Source organism: Mycobacterium sp. E2327 (genome assembly GCF_001672675.1).
In the GTDB taxonomy this organism is placed as follows: Bacteria; Actinomycetota; Actinomycetes; order Mycobacteriales; family Mycobacteriaceae; genus Mycobacterium.
Genome location: NZ_LZKE01000253.1, coordinates 18,170 through 36,343, shown reverse-complemented (window position 1 = coordinate 36,343; position 18,174 = coordinate 18,170). Strand labels below are relative to the sequence as shown.

Annotated in this window: 18 protein-coding genes; 10 read left to right on the top strand and 8 right to left on the bottom strand. The window is 69.2% G+C overall.

The annotated features are described in order from the left end of the window. Positions 1-503 (bottom strand): FHA domain-containing protein (locus tag A5712_RS29175; protein ID WP_369830446.1); only part of this gene is annotated, 503 nt, incomplete at its 3' end. 81 nt (positions 504-584) lie between these two features. After that, positions 585-1,082, bottom strand: coding sequence for a MarR family winged helix-turn-helix transcriptional regulator (locus tag A5712_RS29170; RefSeq protein ID WP_068113831.1), 498 nt, complete (start codon positions 1,080-1,082; stop codon positions 585-587). A 118-nt stretch (positions 1,083-1,200) separates the two neighbouring features. Between A5712_RS29170 and A5712_RS29165 the strand changes: the two genes are divergently transcribed. The 4 genes from A5712_RS29165 to A5712_RS29150 are packed head-to-tail and all read left to right on the top strand — an operon-like array spanning position 1,201 to position 6,368. Continuing rightward, complete coding sequence (locus A5712_RS29165) at positions 1,201-3,258, top strand: ATP-binding cassette domain-containing protein (RefSeq protein WP_082973714.1); 2,058 nt, start codon at positions 1,201-1,203, stop codon at positions 3,256-3,258. After that, positions 3,255-4,106, top strand: a complete 852-nt coding sequence (locus A5712_RS29160; protein WP_068113826.1) for an energy-coupling factor transporter transmembrane protein EcfT — start codon at positions 3,255-3,257, stop codon at positions 4,104-4,106. The genes A5712_RS29165 and A5712_RS29160 overlap by 4 nt, the downstream gene beginning before the upstream one ends. A 2-nt stretch (positions 4,107-4,108) precedes the next feature. Further along, on the top strand, positions 4,109-4,561 hold the full coding sequence (locus A5712_RS29155; protein ID WP_068113824.1) for an SRPBCC family protein: 453 nt from the start codon (positions 4,109-4,111) through the stop codon (positions 4,559-4,561). After that, a complete protein-coding gene (locus tag A5712_RS29150) occupies positions 4,554-6,368 on the top strand; it encodes a sulfatase-like hydrolase/transferase (protein ID WP_068113822.1) in 1,815 nt (604 codons plus the stop codon). The genes A5712_RS29155 and A5712_RS29150 overlap by 8 nt, the downstream gene beginning before the upstream one ends. 38 nt (positions 6,369-6,406) lie before the next feature. On the opposite strand, the gene A5712_RS29145 is transcribed toward A5712_RS29150, so the two are convergent. After that, complete coding sequence (locus A5712_RS29145) at positions 6,407-6,967, bottom strand: TetR/AcrR family transcriptional regulator (protein ID WP_068113839.1); 561 nt, start codon at positions 6,965-6,967, stop codon at positions 6,407-6,409. Positions 6,968-7,061: 94 nt separating this feature from the next. Between A5712_RS29145 and A5712_RS29140 the strand changes: the two genes are divergently transcribed. Next, the gene (locus A5712_RS29140; protein ID WP_068113814.1) at positions 7,062-8,126 is read left to right on the top strand and encodes a saccharopine dehydrogenase NADP-binding domain-containing protein; all 1,065 of its coding nucleotides are present in this window, start codon (positions 7,062-7,064) and stop codon (positions 8,124-8,126) included. After that, on the top strand, positions 8,123-9,070 hold the full coding sequence (locus tag A5712_RS29135) for an alpha/beta hydrolase (RefSeq protein WP_068113812.1): 948 nt from the start codon (positions 8,123-8,125) through the stop codon (positions 9,068-9,070). Before A5712_RS29140 ends, A5712_RS29135 begins: the two co-directional genes overlap by 4 nt. On the opposite strand, the gene A5712_RS29130 is transcribed toward A5712_RS29135, so the two are convergent. Further along, positions 9,048-9,494, bottom strand: coding sequence for an Lrp/AsnC family transcriptional regulator (locus tag A5712_RS29130; RefSeq protein WP_067156435.1), 447 nt, complete (start codon positions 9,492-9,494; stop codon positions 9,048-9,050). The two genes, A5712_RS29135 and A5712_RS29130, sit on opposite strands and share 23 nt — an antisense overlap. 111 nt (positions 9,495-9,605) lie before the next feature. On the opposite strand from A5712_RS29130, the gene ddaH reads away from it, so the two are divergent. The 4 genes from ddaH to A5712_RS29110 are packed head-to-tail and all read left to right on the top strand — an operon-like array spanning position 9,606 to position 14,015. Further along, positions 9,606-10,448: a dimethylargininase gene (gene ddaH, locus A5712_RS29125; protein ID WP_068113809.1), complete on the top strand. Its 843-nt coding sequence runs from the start codon at positions 9,606-9,608 to the stop codon at positions 10,446-10,448. After that, positions 10,445-11,680 (top strand): ornithine--oxo-acid transaminase, encoded by a 1,236-nt coding sequence (rocD, locus tag A5712_RS29120; RefSeq protein ID WP_068113806.1) that lies wholly within the window; start codon positions 10,445-10,447, stop codon positions 11,678-11,680. Before ddaH ends, rocD begins: the two co-directional genes overlap by 4 nt. Positions 11,681-11,709: 29 nt before the next feature. Further along, positions 11,710-13,140, top strand: a complete 1,431-nt coding sequence (locus tag A5712_RS29115) for an amino acid permease (RefSeq protein WP_068113798.1) — start codon at positions 11,710-11,712, stop codon at positions 13,138-13,140. Beyond that, complete coding sequence (locus tag A5712_RS29110; RefSeq protein ID WP_068113796.1) at positions 13,137-14,015, top strand: universal stress protein; 879 nt, start codon at positions 13,137-13,139, stop codon at positions 14,013-14,015. Before A5712_RS29115 ends, A5712_RS29110 begins: the two co-directional genes overlap by 4 nt. Before the next feature lie 90 nt (positions 14,016-14,105). Here A5712_RS29110 and A5712_RS29105 read toward each other — a convergent pair whose 3' ends face one another. From A5712_RS29105 to A5712_RS29090, 4 genes are all read right to left on the bottom strand, one after another. After that, entirely contained in the window at positions 14,106-15,071 is a 966-nt protein-coding gene (locus tag A5712_RS29105) for an SPFH domain-containing protein (RefSeq protein ID WP_068113793.1), read from the bottom strand. 78 nt (positions 15,072-15,149) lie between these two features. Then, on the bottom strand, positions 15,150-16,490 hold the full coding sequence (locus A5712_RS29100) for a sugar ABC transporter substrate-binding protein (protein WP_068113791.1): 1,341 nt from the start codon (positions 16,488-16,490) through the stop codon (positions 15,150-15,152). Further along, a complete protein-coding gene (locus A5712_RS29095; protein ID WP_068113788.1) occupies positions 16,487-17,311 on the bottom strand; it encodes a carbohydrate ABC transporter permease in 825 nt (274 codons plus the stop codon). The genes A5712_RS29100 and A5712_RS29095 overlap by 4 nt, the downstream gene beginning before the upstream one ends. Then, on the bottom strand, positions 17,298-18,167 hold the full coding sequence (locus A5712_RS29090) for a carbohydrate ABC transporter permease (protein WP_156766829.1): 870 nt from the start codon (positions 18,165-18,167) through the stop codon (positions 17,298-17,300). Before A5712_RS29090 ends, A5712_RS29095 begins: the two co-directional genes overlap by 14 nt. Positions 18,168-18,174: the final 7 nt, after the last annotated feature.

Here is an 18,174-nt window from a genome sequence, read left to right as displayed (position 1 = left end):
AGGCCGGGCGGCGCGGTCCCGGGCGGCTGGGGTGGCGGGATCCGGATCGGCTGGGTGCCGCGCTCGGTCGGCGCCCGCAAGTTGGGGTCGTTCGGGCGGTTCCGGCTGGGCTGCGGCGGCGACGGCTGGGCCGGGCGTGGCGGCGGAGCCGGGGGCCGTCCGGGCGGCGCGGCGGGGGGATCGAGCTGGAAAACCAGCCGCGGGCCTCGCTGCGGATCGCCGATCGTGATCGCCTGGCCGGAGTGGATGTCGACGGTCGGCACCCGCGAGCCGTTGACGAACATCCCGCGGGGGCTGTTGTCGATGGCCACCCAGTGGCGGCCGGTGAATCGCAGCACCACGTCGGGGTGGGGCGGCGCCGGGTGGCCCGATGGCCCCAACGGGATGTCGACTCCCGAGCCGTAGCCCACCAGCACGTCGCGACCGGGCGCGAAGACGTACCTCGTCGGTCCGACCCATACGGTCAACGGGGGGGCCGGGAGGGCGGAAGCCTCGGGCCGCATCACCGCCACCTTTCCATCGCTGGTTAGTCGGAACTTCCAGTGTCTACCCGCCAGCGGCGGTGCAGCCACCGGACGGCGCCGTCACAGCGTGTGGCGGCGCGGCGTCGCCGACGCGTTCTCGAGCAGCCGCCGCAGGACCTCGACCGCCTGCTTGAGCACCTCGCGGTCGGCCGGCTCGAGCAGGGCCAACTGCGGTTCGATCGCGGCGGCCCGGTCGGCCCGAACGGCGTCGAGGGTGCGTATCCCGTCGGGCGTGATGCGGATGCGTACCGCCCGGGCGTCGCCGGGGTCGACGGTCCGCGTCACCAGGCCGGCGTCCTCCAGGCGGCGCACCTGGGTGGTCATCGTCGGTTGGGAACAGTGGTCGACGCCCGCCAGGTCGCCGATCCGAGCCTCCCCGTGCGCCTCGATGGTGGCCAGCAGCCGGGCCTGCGCCGCGGGCAGCGGCATCTGGATGCGCTGGGTGGCCAGCCGGTTGAGCCGGGCGACCACGGCGAGGAGGTCGGCCCCGAGGCCGGACTGGGGCTCGGTGTTTGCGGCGTCAACGACATCAGTGTGGTTGGCGGCGGATGCGTTCATACCTCCATGGTTGCATAGCTTTGCTAAGCGAGACGCGCGCCACACGCGTCGCCGCAAAAACCCAGCTTGCGGGGTGTGGCGCGGGAACTTGCCGCCGCGGCCTGGCAGAATCGGTGAGGTGACCGTCCCCCGACCATCCCGATCACGCCACCGGGGTGGGCCGCTGCGACCGGTCGAACTGGCGCAGGCCGCCGTCATGGGCGCACTGTGCGCGGTCATCGCCATCCTCTCGGTAGTCGTCCCGTTCGCCGCGGGACTGGCGTTGCTGGGCACCGTGCCCACCGGGCTGCTGGCCTACCGCTACCGGTTCCGCGTCCTGATGGCCGCGACGGTCGCGGCCGGAATGATCGCCTTCCTGATCGCCGGGTTGGGCGGCCTGATGACCGTCATCCATTGCGTCTACATCGGCGGTCTGACCGGAATCATCAAGCGCAAGCGGCGTGGCTTGCCGACGGTGATCGTCTGGTCATTGGTCGCGGGCCTGGCGTTCGGCGCCGCCGACGTCATCGGCCTGACCGTGATGAGCCGACTGCGCCACCTGATCTTCGACGTCATCACCGCGGACGTGAACGGCGTCGCGGCCTTCCTGACGCGCGTACACATGCACGGCGTCGGCGAGGACCTGAAGCGGTATTTCGCTCTCGGCGTGCAGCATTGGCAGTTGCTGGTGCTGATCTACTACCTCATCGGGATCCTAATCGTGTCGCTGATCGGCTGGTGGGCGTTGTCTCGTCTGCTGGATCGGATGCGCGGCATCCCCGATGTGCACCAGCTGGACGCGTCGGACGGAAGCGGCGCCGAGCAGGGCCCCGTCGGGCCGGTGCCGGTGCGGCTGGACAGGGTGCGCTTCCGTTACCCCGGTGCCCGCCAGGACGCGCTGCGCGAGCTCAGCCTGGATCTGCAGGTCGGCGAACACGTCGCGATCACCGGACCCAACGGCTCCGGGAAGACCACGCTGATGCTGATTTTGGCCGGCCGCGAACCGACGTCGGGCACCGTGCAGCGCCCGGGCGCGGTGGGTCTGGGCAAGCTTGGCGGCACCGCGGTCGTGCTGCAGCACCCCGAGAGCCAGGTGCTGGGCACGCGGGTCGCCGACGACGTGGTGTGGGGTTTGCCGCCCGGCACCAAGATCGACGTGGACCGGCTGCTGAGCGAGGTCGGCCTCGACGGGCTCGCGCAACGCGAGACGGGAAGCCTCTCCGGGGGCGAACTGCAGCGCCTCGCGCTCGCCGCGGCGATGGCCCGGGAGCCGGCGTTGCTCATCGCCGACGAGGTGACCACCATGGTCGACCAGCAGGGACGGGATACGTTGCTGCGCGTGCTGTCCGATCTGACCAAGCGCCACCGCACCGCCCTGGTGCACATCACGCACTACAACAACGAGGCCGATTCTGCCGACCGCACAATCGATCTCAGCGATTCCCCGGATAACGCGGGCATGGTCGAGACGATGCCCGCGCCGGCCGGAACCAATGGGGCCACCGCGGTCAACCGCGGCTCGCAGGCGCCGGTGCTCGAACTTGTCGGCGTCGGCCACGTGTACGGCAGCGGCACCCCGTGGGCCAAAACCGCACTGCGCGACGTCAGTTTCACCGTTGAGCAGGGAGACGGGGTGCTGATCCACGGCGGCAACGGCTCGGGCAAGTCGACGCTGGCCTGGATCATGGCCGGGCTCACGGTCCCGACGACCGGTGCCTGCCTCATGGACGGCGTGCCCATCCACGAGCAGGTCGGCGCGGTGGCGTTGTCGTTCCAGGCGGCTCGGCTGCAGCTGATGCGCAGCCGCGTCGAACTGGAAGTTGCCTCGGCAGCGGGCTTTTCGCCGCGGGAGACGGATCGCGTCGCCGAGGCGCTGGCCGTCGTCGGACTCGATGCCACCCTGGCCAAGCGGCCGATCGACCAGCTCAGCGGCGGTCAGATGCGCCGCGTGGTGCTAGCCGGATTGCTGGCCCGTTCGCCGCGGGCCCTGATCCTCGACGAGCCGCTCGCCGGGTTGGACGCCGCCAGCCAGCGCGGCCTGCTGCGGCTGCTGGAAGACCTGCGCCGCGAGCAGGACCTGACGGTCGTCGTCATTTCGCACGACTTCGTCGGGCTGGAGGAGCTCTGCCCGCGCACCCTGCACTTGCGCAACGGCACCCTGGAGCCCGTGTCGGCCGCGGCGGGGGGCATGGCATGACCGCGACCTCCGCCGCGTCGCGCGGCTCGACCCGACGCACGCCGCGTCCCGTCGTACTGCTGGTACCCGTGCCCGGAACCTCCGCCATCCACGAGCTGTGGGCGGGCACCAAACTGCTCGTCGTCTTTGGTGTTTCGGCGCTGCTGACGTTCTACCCGGGCTGGGTGACGATCGGCTTGGTGGCGGCGCTGGTCCTGGCGGCGGCCCGGATCGCGCGCATTCCGCGCGGTGCGGTGCCGTCGGTCCCGCGGTGGCTGTGGATCGTCATCGCCCTGGGCGGCATCACCGCCGTGCTCGGCGGCGGCACCCCGAAGTTCTCGATCGGCGGCCTCGAGATCGGACTCGGGGGAGGCTTGCACTTCCTGCGGATCACCGCGCTGTCGATCGTGCTGCTCGCGCTCGGCGCGATGGTGTCCTGGACCACCAATGTCGCCGAAATAGGGCCCGCGCTGGCCACTTTGGGCCGACCGTTCAAGGTGCTGCGGATCCCGGTCGACGAATGGGCGGCGGCCCTGGCCCTGGCGCTGCGCGCCTTCCCGATGCTGATCGACGAATTCCAAGTGCTCTATGCGGCCCGCCGGCTGCGGCCCAAACGAATACCCCGGAGCCGCAAGGCCCGTCGCCGCCGCCACGCCCTGGAGCTGATCGACCTGTTGGCCGCCGCCACCACCGTCACCCTGCGGCGCGCCGACGAGATGGGCGACGCGATCACCGCCCGCGGCGGCGCCGGTCAGCTCTCGGCCAATCCGGCGCGGCCCAAGCTGGCCGACTGGGTGACCATCGCGATCACCGTCGCGGTCAGTGCCCTGGCGGTGGTGCTCGAAACGATTTTCCACACGATGCCCTAGGCATGGCCGACGTTCGCCGCAGTCGCAGCATCGCGGCCCGCCCCCAGCAGATCTGGGACGTGCTTGCGGACTTCGGTGCGATCAGTTCGTGGGCCGGCAACGTCGACCACTCCTGCATCCTGTTCTCCGGAGCCGGCGGGGCGGCCGTCGGCACCGCCCGGCGAGTCCAGGTCAAACGGGATGCCCTCGTCGAACGCATCACCGAGTTCGACCCGCCACGCGCCCTGGCCTACGACGTCGAGGGCCTGCCCAGCCGCGTGCGCAGGATGACCAACCGCTGGACGCTCGACGCGGCCCCCTCGGGCTCGACCGTCGTGACGCTGACGAGCACGGTCGAAATCGGCGCTCGCCCAGTCCAAAAACTCGCCGACGGTGTCCTGTGTCGGTTTCTCGCGCGGCAATCCGACGTGATGCTGGCCGGGCTCGCGCATCGATTGGAGAACGCCCGTGTCTGATCGGCCCGATGTCGTCATCATCATGACCGACGAGGAGCGCGCGGTCCCGCCATACGAGGCGCCCGAGGTGTTGGCCTGGCGCGACCGAATACTGACCGGGCGCAAGTGGTTCGACGACCACGGCGTCAGCTTCGGCCGGCACTACACCGGCTCGCTGGCCTGCGTGCCCAGCCGCCCGACGATTTTCACCGGGCACTACCCCGACCTGCACGGGGTCACCCAGACCGACGGCATCGGCAAGACGGCCGACGATTCCCGCATGCGGTGGCTCCGCCAGGGCGAGGTGCCCACCCTGGGCAACTGGTTTCGGGCAGCCGGGTACGACACCCACTACGACGGCAAGTGGCACATCTCGCACGCCGACCTCGTCGATCCCTCCACCGGCCGTTCACTGCTGACCAACGACGACGACGGCGTCGTCGATGCCGCGGCGGTGCGTCGCTACCTGGACGCCGATCCGCTTGGGCCGTTTGGCTTTTCGGGATGGGTGGGTCCCGAACCGCACGGTGCGCTGCTGGCCAACGCGGGCGTTCGCCGGGACCCGCTGATCGCCGACCGCATCGTCGCCTGGCTCACCGACCGCTACGCCCGCCGCCGCGCCGGCGACCCCGACGCGCTGCGCCCGTTCCTGTTGGTCGCCAGCTTCGTCAACCCGCACGACATCGTGCTGTTCCCCACCTGGTCGCGCCGGGGTCCGGTCAAGCCGTCACTGCTGGACCCGCCGCCGGTGCCCCCGGCGCCCACCGCCGACGAGGACCTTTCGACCAAGCCGGCCGCCCAAATCGCCTTCCGCGAGGCGTATTACTCCGGCTACGGCCCGGCACCGGCGATCAGCCGAACCTACGAGCGCAACGCCCAGCGCTACCGCGACCTCTATTACCGCCTGCACGCCGAGGTGGACGGGCCCATCGACCGCGTGAGGCGGGCGGTCACCGAGGCTGGTTCGGCCAACGCGGTGCTGGTGCGCACCGCCGATCACGGCGACCTGCTGGGCGCCCACGGTGGGCTGCACCAGAAATGGTTCAACTTGTACGACGAGGCGACGCGAGTTCCGTTCGTGATCGCCCGCATCGGTGAGCGGCCGACCGACCCGCGCGTGGTGACCGCGCCGACTTCGCACGTCGACCTTGTGCCAACGCTGCTTTCGGCCGCCGGCATCGACGTGGCCGCCGCCGCGTCCGCCCTCGCCGAGTCGTTCTCGGAAGTCCACGAGCTGCCCGGCAGCGACCTCATGCCGATCGTCGACGGGGCGCCCGCCGACGAAGCGCGTGCCGTGTACCTGATGACCCGCGACAACATGCTCGAGGGCGACAGCGGTGCCTCGGGGCTCGCGCGCCGCCTGAAGCGGACCGTCAATCCGCCTGCGCCGCTGCGGATTCGGGTGCCCGCCCACACCGCCTCCAATTTCGAGGGACTCGTGGTGCGCGTCGACGACGCCACGGCGACCGGGGGCGCCGGGCACCTGTGGAAGCTGGTCCGCACCTTCGACGACCCGGCCACCTGGACCGAACCCGGGGTGCGCCACCTCGCGGCCAACGGCCTCGGCGGCGAGGCGTACCGGACATCGCCGGTGGACGACCAATGGGAGCTGTACGACCTGACCGCCGACCCGATCGAAGCCGACAACCGCTGGGCGGATCCGGATCTGCATGACCTGCGCCAGCACCTGCGCACCCAGCTCAAGCATGTCCGGGCCGCGTCCATCCCCGAGCGAAATCGCCCGTGGCCCTATGTGTCTCGCCGGCCACCGACGCCGTCACCGTCGAGGCTGAGGCGTCTGGTTCAGGCCGTGCGTCCACGAGCCTAACCGCACTGCGGAAAATCGATCGCAATTTCGCAGTGCGGTTAGGCTCGCGCAGCGCGCCCGTCTTTGCATGCGTTCAAGGCGGCCTCGACGGTGGCGTCGAGCAGAATGTCGTCGATCGGCCCGATAGCTGGAATCACGGCCCGAAGCAACAACGGGCCGGTCAAAAGGTCGGAAACGACGCTGGGCTGCGCCGGTAGCGGGATCTCACCCCGCTCGGCTGCCCGGCCCAGCATTGCGGCCACGGAGTCGCGCCGTGGCGCCATGAACCGCTGGAACACCACGTCGCTCAGATCGGAGTCGGCGTGCGCGTCGGCGAGCAGACCGGGCAGCGCGATCTGAATGACCGGGTCGTTGAAGAACTCACGCTGAAGCTCCTGGACGAGCCGCAGATCCTCCTTCAGGTTTCCGCTGTCGGGGGCCGGGTCGACCCCGAAGCGGCTGACCAGTAACCCGACTACGAGCTCTCCCCGCGTCTTTGCCCGGCGGTAGATGGCGGCCCGGGTGGTTCCGGCAACCTTGGCGACACGATCGATGTTGACGGCCGCGTACCCATGCGAAAGCAGCACCGCCTCAGCCGCATTCGCGATTGCGGTGTCCAAGGTGGTGTCGCGCGGGCGACCTCGAAGTACCGACATGTGAACTCCAGCACCATAGCGGTTGACAGATTAACGATACACAGTGCACTATAAATCAATGCGAACAATTTGGGTTGTCGGCGCGACCGGCAAGGGCGGTCGCGCAATAGCCGGTGAACTCGTCGCCAGCGGGGCCGATGTAGTTCTGGTCGGCCGTGATCACAGCAGGCTGACCGTTGTCGCCGGGTCAATGGGCGGGCCGGTGCGCACCCAGGTGGCCCCTGGGCTCACCGAGTTGATCGAGCTGATCGGCGCCGAAAAGCCGGCGGTGGTGGTGAACACCATTGGCCCGTTTAGCGTGACCACGATGTCCGTGGCGCGCGCCAGCATGGCCGCGGGAAGTCACTACGTGGATCTGGCCAATGAGTTGGAGCCGGTGCGCGAGCTACTGGACCTGGATGGCGACGCGCGAACCCAGGGAGTCACGTTGGTTACCGGCGCCGGCTTCGGGGTGCTGGCCACTGAGACGCTGGTCATCGAGCTGCGCGGCGATCGGCCCGCGGAGCGCGCCAGGGTCGCCGCGCTGCCCGCCGTGGACGGGATGGGATCGGCCGTTCTGGCCAGCGTGATCGATGGTGTCGCCGACGGCGGGCGGCGCTACCGGGATGGGCAACTGGTGCGTCGACGGCTCGGGGCCGACCACGCACGGATTCCGTTGCCCGACTTGCCCGCAGTGGATGCGCTCGCGGTGCCGACGGGCGAATTGGAGGCGGCACACCGGGCGTCCGGCGCGGGCGATGTGCTCGCGTACTCCAGCGAGGTCCCGAGCGGACGAATGGTGCGGACGCTGCTGCCGGCGGCGTCGGCACTGCTGACGGTGCGCCCGATCCGGTCCGGGTTGCAGCGGCTCGTCAGCCGAATGCGGCTGAGTCCACCGGTGAAGCCCGGCGACGTGTCCTGGGCGTACGCGCGCCTGGAGTGGCCCGACGGCACCCACCGCGAGGCCTGGCTGCGCACCGGCGAGGGCTACGGGTTCACCGCGAAAGTGGCCGCGCACACCGCCGTACGGATCACCAACGGGGCGGCACGGGCCGGCGCGTTCACACCGGGCACGTTGTTCGGCACCGAGTTGGCCCGGGACGCGGGTGCAGAGATCATCACACCGCAGGGGGTGACCCGATGATCGGCCACGCCGTGCAGCGCCGCGAGCTACGGATCTCGGCCGGCGCGGGCGAGCAGCTTGACGCCTGGGCGTATCTGCCCGAGGGGCCCGGTCCGTTCCCGGTCGTGGTGATGGCGCATGGCATCGGCGGTATCAAGGCGGCAGGCTTGACGCCGTTCGCGGAGCGGTTCGCCTGCAATGGATTCGCGGCGGTCGTGTTCGATTACCGGCACTGGGGGCGTTCCACGGGTCAGCCGCGGGAGTTTTTGTCGATCCGTCGCCAGCTCGAGGACTACCGCACCGCGCTGGGCTGGACGCGCGCGCAGGATGAGTTCGATAGTGCGCGAATCTTCGTGTGGGGCACTTCGTTTGCCGGCATGCACATTGTCGAGCTGGCCGCCAGCGAATTCGACCTGGCCGGCGCCATCGCGCAGTGCCCCCTGGTGGACGGGTTGGCGGGACTGGCCAACGTCCCGCCGGCGCGGAGCCTGCGGCTCACCGCTCACGCGGTAGCCGATCTGGCCGGATCCGTGCTTGGCCGGGGGCCGCGCTACCTGCCAATCAGCGTGCCGCCCGGGCAATTTGGCGTTATTTCCACGGACGACGCAATGATCGGGTACACCCGGCTCCACCCCGCCGACGAGTCCTGGCCCAACAAGATCACCGCTCGGTCGCTGCTCGACGTGACGGTCCACCGGCCGGTGCGCCGCGCGCATAAGGCCCGGTGCCCGTTGCTGATGGTCGTGGCCGAACACGACACCATGGCTCCCGTCGGACCGGCATTGGCGGTGGCCACCAAGGCACCGCGTGGAGAGCTCTACCGAAGTCGCGGTGGACATTACGACGTCTACGCCGGCGGGCTCGATCACGAGAACGTGCTGCGGGTCGAGGTGTCTTTCTTGCGCCGGCACGCCGGAATGCCCGAGGACGCAGTCCGGACCGCTACGTCCGCATCCGGTCGATGAGGTTCGACAGCACGACGATGCTTTCACTGCGTTCGATGTCCGCGCTCGAGCGGATGCGTTCCAGGGCCGCCTCCAGGTGCCGCATGTCGCGGGCCAGCACGTGCAGGATCGCATCCGACGTACCGGTGACCGTCGCCGCGCTGACCACCTCGGGCATGTCCACCCACGCCGCCCGCAGCCGATCGGGCTCGATCGTGCCGTGGCAGAACACCTGCACGTAGGCCTCCGTCTTCCAGCCGAGCGCGTTGGGGTCGACGACCGTCGTGAAGCCCCTGATCGCCCCGTCGTCGAGCATCCGGTCGACGCGGCGCTTGACCGCCGGTGCCGAAAGATTCACCGTCTGGCCGATCTCCGCGAAGGTGGCCCGCGCATTTCTGGTCAGCTCGGCGAGTATCCGTTCGTCCGTCTCGTCCAGGCGGTCCATCCGTCGCTCCTTAACGAATCGCCGTGACACGCGCTTTGGCGCAACAAATCGATTATAGACACGCAAGAAACGTCGTTTGCTTGTTTCGAGTGCCGCAAATACCGTTGATTTATGACGGACTCGTACCTCGCCGCACCCTCGTCCGCCACCTGGCGCGAGTCCCGGACCCGTCGCTACGCGATGACCCGGCCCGACTTCTTCGCCGTGGAGTACGCGATCAACCCCTGGATGGACCTCGGCATGCCCGTCGACGCCCACCTCGCCCGGGCGCAGTGGGACGCCCTGCGCCAGACGTACCTGCGGCTGGGTCACCACGTGGACGTGATCGAACCCGTGCCCGGTCTCCCGGACATGGTCTACGCGGCCAACGGCGGGTTCATCGCCCGCGGCATCGCCGTGGTCGCCAGGTTTCGGTTCGCCGAGCGCGTCGGCGAGTCCCGCGCCTATTCCGAATGGATGTCGTCGTTGGGTTATCGGCCGGTGGCCACCCGCCACGTCAACGAGGGACAGGGCGACCTGTTGATGGTCGGCGATATGGTGTTGGCCGGCTACGGGTTTCGCACCGACCGGCGCGCGCACCCGGAAATCGCCGCGGCGCTGGGCCTTCCGGTCGTCTCGCTGGAGCTGGTGGACCCGCGCTTCTACCATCTCGACACCGCGCTGGCCGTCCTCGACGACGACACAATCGCGTTCTATCCACCGGCTTTCAGCGCGGCGGCGCAGGATCAGCTGCGCACACTGTTTCCCGACGCGATCGTCGTGGGAAGCGCCGACGCCTACGTGCTCGGGCTCAACGTCGTCTCCGACGGCCGAAACGTCGTGCTGCCCTCGGCCGCAACCGGTTTCGCCACGCAACTGCGGGAGGCCGGCTTCGAGCCGGTCGGGGTGGATTTGTCCGAATTGCTCAAGGGCGGCGGCTCCGTCAAGTGCTGCACATTGGAGGTATTCCCGTGACGATCCTCGACGCCCGGACCGCGCACGGAACAGACGCGGCGATCGGGCTGGTCGAAAGGTATGCGGCGCACAACTATTCGCCGCTGCCCGTCGTTGCGGCAAGCGCCGAGGGCGCGTGGATCACCGATGTCGACGGCCGTCGCTATCTGGATTTTTTGGCCGCCTACTCGGCGGTCAACTTCGGTCATCGCCACCCCGAGATCACCGAGACCGCCCACGCGCAACTGGACACCGTCACGCTGGTGAGCCGCGCGTTCCACTCCGACACGCTCGGGCCGTTTTGCGCCGCGCTGGCCGGACTCTGCGGCAAGGACATGGTGCTGCCGATGAACTCGGGCGCCGAAGCCGTGGAGAGCGGCCTGAAGGTCGCCCGCAAATGGGGCGCCGAAGTCAAGGGCGTCGCCGCGGGTCGGGCCAATATCATCGTGGCGGACAACAACTTCCACGGCCGCACAATCAGCATCGTCAGCTTCTCGTCCGACCCGACGGCGCGCGACGGGTTCGGGCCCTTCACCCCGGGATTCCGTTCGGTGCCCTTCGGCGACGCCGCGGCGCTGGCCCGGGCAATCGACGACGACACGGTGGCCGTGCTGCTCGAGCCCATCCAGGGCGAGGCGGGCATCGTCGTCCCGCCCGACGACTACCTGCCCACCGTCCGGGCACTGTGCAGCGAGCACAACGTGCTGATGATCGCCGACGAGATCCAGTCGGGGCTGGCCCGCACCGGCTACACCTTCGCCTGCGACCGGTGGGGCGTCGTGCCGGACATCTACCTGCTGGGCAAGGCGCTGGGCGGCGGCGTGGTGCCCCTGTCCGCGGTCGTCGCCGACCGCGACATCCTCGGCGTGCTGCGCCCCGGCGAACACGGCTCGACCTTCGGCGGCAACCCACTCGCGGCGGCGATCGGCACCACGGTCGTCTCGATGCTGGCGCGCGGCGAATTCCAGGCCCGGTCGGCCCAATTGGGTGCGCACCTGCACCGCCAGCTGCGGGGGCTGATCGGTGACGGTGTGATCGCGGTGCGCGGCCTCGGGCTGTGGGCCGGCGTCGACATCGAACCCACGCTGGGCACCGGCAAGGAAATGAGCCTGCGGCTCGCCCGGCGCGGCGTCCTGGTGAAGGACACCCACGGCTCGACGCTGCGATTCGCGCCGCCGCTGGTGATCACCCGCCAGGAGATCGACTGGGCGATTGACCAGTTCGCTGCGGCGTTGCGGGAGGCTCGCGCATAATCAGCTGATCCACGCGACAGGGGGCGCACGTGCCATCCAGCTCGATCAGCCTGACGGACCAAATGCTGCGGCGCCGTCCCGTCGTCGGCGCCCACGCCGCCCGCGGGGTCGCGGATCACCTCAAGCGCAGCATCGGCACGTTCCAGCTCACCATGTTCGGGGTCGGCTCCACGATCGGCACCGGCATCTTCTTCGTCATGTCCCAGGCGGTGCCCGAGGCCGGCCCCGGCGTGATCGTCTCGTTTCTCATCGCGGGCATCGCCGCCGGGCTGGCGGCCATCTGCTACGCCGAATTGGCCGCGGCGGTGCCGGTTTCGGGGTCGGCCTATTCCTACGCGTACACCACGCTTGGCGAGGCCGTCGCGATGGGCGTCGCGGCGTGCCTGCTGCTGGAGTACGGGGTGTCAACGGCCGCCGTCTCGGTCACCTGGAGCGGCTACCTGAACAAGCTGCTGCACAACGTGTTCGGATTCCAACTGCCGCACGCGCTGTCGGCGGCGCCCTGGGACTCGCAACCGGGCGTCGTGAACCTGCCGGCGATCATCCTGATCGTGATGTGCGCGCTGCTGCTGGTCCGCGGTGCCAGCGAGTCGGCCAAGGTCAACACCGTCATGGTGCTCACCAAGCTCGGCGTGCTGATCATGTTCGTCATCCTGGCGTTCACGGCCTTCGACCTCGGCCGGCTCAAGGACTTCGCCCCGTTCGGCGTCGCCGGCATCGGCTCGGCGGCCGGCACCATCTTCTTCTCGTACATCGGCCTCGACGCGGTCTCGACGGCCGGTGACGAGGTGAAGGATCCGCAGAAGACCATGCCGCGCGCCATCCTCGCGGCGCTGGCGACCGTCACCACCGTGTACGTCCTCGTCGCGCTGGCCGCGCTCGGCACCCAGTCGTGGCGCGACTTCGCCGCCCAGCAGGAGGCGGGGCTGGCGACGATCCTCGACAACGTCACCCACGGCCGTTGGGCCAGCACGATTCTGGCCGCTGGCGCCGTCATGTCGATCTTCTCGGTCACGTTGGTGACGATGTACGGCATGACGCGCATCCTGTTCGCCATGGGCCGCGACGGGCTGCTGCCGTCGCGGTTCGCCACGGTGAATGCGCGCACCATGACCCCGGTGAGTAACACGGTGATCGTCGCGGCGGCCGCGGGGTGCCTGGCCGCCTTTGTGCCGCTCGACAAGCTGACCGACATGGTGTCCATCGGCACCCTGACGGCGTTCATCGTCGTCTCCGTCGGCGTCATCATCCTGCGCGTGCGCGAACCCGACCTGCCGCGGGCGTTCAAGGTGCCGGGTTACCCTGTCACGCCGGCGCTTTCGGTGCTGGCGTGCGGCTACATCCTGGTCAGCCTGCACTGGTACACCTGGATCGCGTTCTCCGGGTGGATCGCGGTGGCGCTGATCTTTTACTTCGTCTGGGGCCGCCACCACAGCGCCCTCAACGAGGAAACACCGTGACCGTGGTCGCCGGGTACCGGGCGGGCGAAGTCGGCCTGTCGGGGCTACACCTGGCCGTCCGCGTTGCCCGGACGCTCGGGACGTCGCTCACCGTGGCGACCATCGTGCCCAAGCCGTGGCTGACACCGTCACTGGCCCGCGTCGACGCCGAATACGAGCAGTGGGCCCAGCATTTGGCGACGGACTCGGCGGAGGAGGCCGCGCGGTTCCTGCACGACCTGTGCGACGGGATCGACGTCACCTACCTGCATCGCGCACACCGCTCGGTGTCGTCGGGACTGATCGAGGTGGTCGAGGAAGTCGGCGGCGAAGTCGTCGTGCTGGGGTCGCTGCCTAGCGGGGGACCGGGCCTGGTCGTCATCGGTACCACCGCCGACTGGCTGCTGCACGCGTCGCCGGTGCCGGTGGCCATCAGCCCCCGCGGATATCGCGCGCACACAGGCGGATTGACACGGGTCACGTGCGCGTACGCCGCCACCCCCGACGCGGTCGAGGTGGTGCGGCGCTGTGCCGAGACCGCCCAGCGATTCGGGGTGCCGCTGCGGGTGATGACGTTCGCCGTCCGCGGCAAGACGATGTATCCCCCCGAGGTCGGGTTGGACGTCGAGGACGATATCCTCGAGGCGTGGGCGGCGCAGGCGCGCGAGATCCTGGCGGGCCTGAAGACCGACGGGGTGGTCGGCGAAGACGTTGCGCTGCAAGTGGTTACCGGCCACGACTGGAACGAGGCGCTGGGCAAGGCGGACTGGCACGACGGCGACATCCTGGCGCTGGGGACCCGACCGCGCGACGAAATCCGCCGCGTGTTCCTCGGTTCCCGCAGCGCCAAGATCATCCGCGAGAGCCCGGTGCCGGTGCTGGTGCTGCCCGGCTAGCGGTGCATGGCGCCGAGCGTCACGCCAGCGTGGCGCTCGCGGTCGACCGTCACGCCAGCGTGACGCTCACGGAGACTCGGCTCACGGGCACTAGCGCGGCACCTGGACCAGCGGCTGGCCGCCGATCTGGCCCCAGCACCCGGCCGGGTCGCGGCCGTTCTTCACCTGATCGTTGAGGCAGTTGAAGATCGCGATCCGCAGATCCGGTGGGGGCTGGTTGGCGCGCTGCTCGGCGGCCAACCGGTTCTGCTCCGCGGTCTTGACGTCCTGTTGGGCGTTGATCGTTTCCTGAACCTTCTGGTTGTAGGCGTCGATGCGTTGCTGGGTGGGCTGGTCGTAGAAGATCCGCGGGATCCGCACGTCAAGGATCTCGATCTCGGTGCCCACCGCGTCCTGCAGATCCTTCTTGACCTGCGCGGCCATCGCGGGCAAGTCCGCGCCCTGGGCCGGCGCGGTCATCTGCGCCGACGCGCCCGGCGCGTTCGCCGCCGCCGCCAACATGACCTGCGGGTTGAACGTGGCGAACACCTTCGACAACGCCACCTGCGCCTGCCGGTCCACCAACTGCTCCTTGATGGTCTGGAATACGTTGGCGCCGCCGTAATCCTGGAACAGCTTCGGGGCCGCGCCCTCGCGCAGCCGCCAGTTCAGGTTCTCGTCCACGTAGGCGTTGGAGTTGTTGGCCAGCCGCACATTGATCGCGGCCGGGTTGTTGTTGGCGCCCCTGCCCTGGCTGGCGTCGTCGAAGCTGTTCGACTCGAACGCCTGCAACTGGATCGCCTCCGACAGCTCACTCACCTTGCGCCACGGCGCATGCCACACGATCCCGGCGCCGTGCACACCTACCGGCTTGCCGAACTCGGTGATGATGCCGACGTTGCGCGTGTCCACCCGGTCATAGGCGCTGATGAGCGTGAACACCACGGCGAACAACGCGGCCGCCGCGGTGATGCCCCACCAGGTCGACCTCGATCCCGTGCCGAGGAACAGGCTCGCGACGAAAGCCACGGCCGCCACCAGGAAAAACAGGATCGCAATAATCCACCACCCGGGCATGACATCCTCTCCTTGTTGCAGGTCGCGTCAGCGTACCGCCCGTCGTCGGGCCTGTGAACGCTTTCGCGGGACTGGCGGTCAGCGCTGCGCGGCGGCGTTGGCCGCGGCCTGAGCCTTCCGCAGGGTGGCGGCGACATCGCCTCGACCCAAGAACATTTCGTCGAAATAGCTCTGCAGGGCGGTGTACCCCGCGGCGAAGCCGGCGCCGCCCGGCGCGGGAATGCGCGGACCCTTCAGCACGGAGAAGAACGGCCGGACGTCGATGCCCTCGGTGGCCCAGTGGTCGAAGTAGACCGGCTGAGCCGACAGCACCGCGGGAATGGCGGCGCCGTCGCGGCCCAGGTAGGCGTTGCCCTCGCGGCTGCCCATCCAGGCCAGCACCTGGCGCACTGCATCCGGGTGCTTGGTTGCCGAATTGCCCGCCGCGGCAATGCCGTTGGTGACACTCACACGGCCGATGGGACCCGCCGGCATCATCGCCACACCCCAGCGGAAGCGCGCATCGCGGGCGACCGGTTTCAGGTTGTAGGTGCCGGACTGGAAGAGCGCCATCTTGCCGGCTAGAAACTGGTTGCGGGAGAAGTCGCCGTTGTCGTTGGTGTCGGAGGCCGGCGGCGCGACGTGATCGTCGTTGATGAGACGGACCAGATACCGGAAGGCGGACACCGCCGCTGGGTTGTCGAAGGCGAACTCGTCGCCGCGCTGGAACACCCCACCCGCCGAGCCGATGTAGTTCAGGTAGATGCCCTGGGGGTCGTTGGCCGCGTTGTATCCCCACTGCCGGACCCGTCCGGCGTCGAAACGCGCTGTGCCCGCGGCATTTCCGTCGGCGTCGAGGGTCAGCCGGGACAGCAGGGGGCGCAGCGTGTCGCCGTCGCCGTTGGGGTTCCATCGCAAGTCGTCGAGTCGGGCGGGATCGACTCCGGCCGCCGCGAGCAGGTCCGCGTTGTAATACAGCGCGATCCCGCCGTCGGTCAGCTGCGGCACACCCCACAGCACGCCGTCGCGGGTGAACTGCTCCACCACCGCCGGATCCCAATCGGCCTTGGCATCCGGGCCCAGCATCTGGCCGACGTCGAGCAACCGGCCGTCGTCGGCGTAGGCGGCGAGGTACGCGTTGGACACCCAGAAGATGTCGTCGGCGCTGCCGCCCGCGACGTCGGTGCGCAGCGTGTTGAAGTACGTCGAATACGCGACGATGTTGGTGCGGACCTCGATATCGTGGTGCGTGCGGTTGAACTCCGCGAACGACTGCTGATACGCCGCGGCGATCTGGTCGGCCCAGACGCGCACCTTGACGACGATCTTGCCGCCGTGGGGTTCGGCGGAGTTGTCCAACAGCACGGCCATCGCGGCCAGCAACGCCGCCACCAGCCCTAGCGCCCCGACGACGAGGGTCGAAGACCGGGGCCTGGTCATTTGAGCCCCGAGACGACGATCGACGCGACGATGTGGCGTTGGAAGCCGATGAACAGCGTGATCAGCGGGACGATCGCCAGCGTCGTCGCCGCCATCACCAACGTCCACTGGGAGTTGAACCGCGACTGGAGATCTGCCGTCGCCACGGTGAGCACCCGCCACTTGTGCCCACTGGTGATCACCAGCGGCCACATGAAGTTGTTCCATTGCGAGACCACCGTGATCAACGTCAACGCGGCCAGCACGGGACGGCTGGCGGGGACCACCACGTGCACGATCACGTCAAGGGTGTTGGCCCCGTCGAGGCGCGCGGCGTTGATCAAGTCGTTCGGGATGATGCGAAAGTGCTCGCGCAGCAGGAAAATCGCGTACGGCGAACCGAACATGAACGGCAGCACCAACGCCCAGAACGTGTTGCGCAGGCCCAGCTGCGCCATCATCAGATACATCGGCACCACCGTGACCGTTGCCGGCACCATCAGCGTGGCGATGTAGACCCAGAACAGCGCGTCGCGCCCGGGGAAATGCAAGCGCGCGAACGCGTATCCGGCCAGTACCGAAAACGTCAGCTGGCCCACCAGGATCACCGCCGTCATCAGCGCGGTCACCGCCGCCGCCCGGCCGAACCCGGCGCCGCCCAGGTCGGAGTAGTTGGCCAGCGTGGGCGGCCGCGGCAGTTGCAGCGGCGTGCCGGTGGCGAACTGGTGCGCCGAGGTGAAAGAGGTCAGCAACCCAAGTGCGAACGGCGCCAACGTGATCAGCGCGCCCAGGGTGAGCCCGGCGTAGATCGCGACGTTGAAGAGGCGGCTAGACGAGGTCATAGCTGATCCGCCGCCGGAAGTAGAGGTGCTGCACGACGGTGACTCCGATCAGGATGACGAACAGCACCACCGCCATCACCGACGCCCGCCCGATCGCCGCCGACCCAAAGGCCTCGGCGTAGATGCGATGCGCCACCAGGTCCGTGCTGTTGCCCGGGCCCCCGCCGGTCAGGGCGTAGACCATGTCGAAAACCTGTGCGGTGCTGACGATCCCGGTCACCAGGACGAAAAACATCGTCGGACGCAGCATGGGCAGGGTGATGCGCCAGAACCGCTGCCACGCGTTGGCGCCGTCGGTGCGCGCGGCCGCGTGGATGTCGTCGGGAATGGCCAACAGGCCCGCCAGGAACGACAGCGAGACGTACCCGACGTTGGTCCACACCACGACGGCCGACACCAGCGGCAGCGCGAAGCTGGGGTCGGAGAGCCACCCGATGCTGTGGCCCAGTACGGCGCTGACGGCGCCGTCGGTGGGGGCCAGGATCCAGCGCCAGAGCACCGCGATCGCCAGCGGTGCGCAGATCCAGGGCAGCACGTACACCGTGCGGAACAGCCCGGTCCCGGGGAGTTGGCGGGCGAGCATGGAGGCGGCCAGCAGCCCGAGGATCGTCTGCGCGGGAACCACGATCGCGACGAAGACGGCGGTGACGAGCAGGGAGTTGGCGAAGCCGGAATCGGTCAGCACCGACCGCCAGTTGGCCAGGCCCACGTAGCGCAGCGGGCCCAGCAGGTCCCACCGGTAGAGGCTGAGCCAGATCACCACGAGGATGGGCAGCAACAGAAAGGCGAGCACACCGAACAGGCTGGGTGCCAGCAGCGCGTAGCCCAGCGCGGTGGATCGAGGCTGTTTCCTCAGCACGGCG

Coding starts and splice junctions, on each gene's coding strand:
- A5712_RS29170 (WP_068113831.1), bottom strand. CDS start 1,082: ATGAACGCATCCGCCGCCAACCACACTGATGTCGTTGACGCCGCAAAC.
- ddaH (WP_068113809.1), top strand. CDS start 9,606: ATGACGGACTCGTACCTCGCCGCACCCTCGTCCGCCACCTGGCGCGAG.
- A5712_RS29095 (WP_068113788.1), bottom strand. CDS start 17,311: ATGACCTCGTCTAGCCGCCTCTTCAACGTCGCGATCTACGCCGGGCTC.
- A5712_RS29160 (WP_068113826.1), top strand. CDS start 3,255: ATGACCGCGACCTCCGCCGCGTCGCGCGGCTCGACCCGACGCACGCCG.
- A5712_RS29155 (WP_068113824.1), top strand. CDS start 4,109: ATGGCCGACGTTCGCCGCAGTCGCAGCATCGCGGCCCGCCCCCAGCAG.
- A5712_RS29135 (WP_068113812.1), top strand. CDS start 8,123: ATGATCGGCCACGCCGTGCAGCGCCGCGAGCTACGGATCTCGGCCGGC.
- A5712_RS29105 (WP_068113793.1), bottom strand. CDS start 15,071: ATGCCCGGGTGGTGGATTATTGCGATCCTGTTTTTCCTGGTGGCGGCC.
- A5712_RS29130 (WP_067156435.1), bottom strand. CDS start 9,494: ATGGACCGCCTGGACGAGACGGACGAACGGATACTCGCCGAGCTGACC.
- A5712_RS29140 (WP_068113814.1), top strand. CDS start 7,062: ATGCGAACAATTTGGGTTGTCGGCGCGACCGGCAAGGGCGGTCGCGCA.
- A5712_RS29100 (WP_068113791.1), bottom strand. CDS start 16,490: ATGACCAGGCCCCGGTCTTCGACCCTCGTCGTCGGGGCGCTAGGGCTG.